This window comes from Pseudomonas sp. S32, from assembly GCF_016648095.1.
Taxonomy (GTDB): Bacteria; Pseudomonadota; Gammaproteobacteria; order Pseudomonadales; family Pseudomonadaceae; genus Aquipseudomonas; species Aquipseudomonas parafulva.
The window spans coordinates 1-654 of record NZ_JACVVF010000110.1 but is presented as its reverse complement, the minus strand read 5'-3'; the positions used below and the strand labels follow the sequence as shown (position 1 = coordinate 654).

Annotated in this window: 1 protein-coding gene; it reads left to right on the top strand. The window is 59.3% G+C overall.

The genetic code is table 11. From position 1 onward, the window contains the following. Positions 1 to 654 (top strand): immunoglobulin-like domain-containing protein (locus tag IAE38_RS23675; protein ID WP_328822911.1); only part of this gene is annotated, 654 nt, incomplete at both ends.

Genomic DNA, 654 nt, shown 5'->3' with positions numbered 1-654 from the left:
CCACGGCGCCCTGACCTTCACCCTGGACGATGGCAAAACCACCATCACCATTCCGGCCAACGGCACCACGGGCTCGGTCACTGTGACCGCGCCAGACAACGTCTATGTGGGTGCGAATGATCCGGTCATCAAATCCATCGCTTCGGTAACGGGCGCTGACGTTGGCAAGTTCGAGCAACTGACCCTGGATAAAACCCCGGTCAGCACCACTGTCACCGATGAACCAGGCTCGGGTACTCCAGGCACTGGCAACCAAGGCGACCTGGTGCAAGTCACCATCACCGCCGACCAGACTTCGGTTGCCGAGAACGTCAAACCGACGTTCACCGTCCACGTGAACACTGCATTGGCTCACGACCTGGTCGTGACCCTGAGCAACAACGCCCAGGTCACCATCAAGGCTGGCCAAACCAGCGTGTCGTATGAGCACGCGGCGCAGGGCGACGACGTCTACAAGGACTCGGGCGACATAAGTCTCGGCATCAAGTCTGCAGTGGACATCGACGGTCGCACCTTCGAAAACCTGCAGATGGGCGGCGATGTATCGGTAAAAGTCACCGACACCATCGACGAAGTGGTCGCAAAACTCACCGCCAGCGACTCGGTCAGCGAAGGCGGCCAGATCACCTATACCGTGACGCTGACCAACAAAGA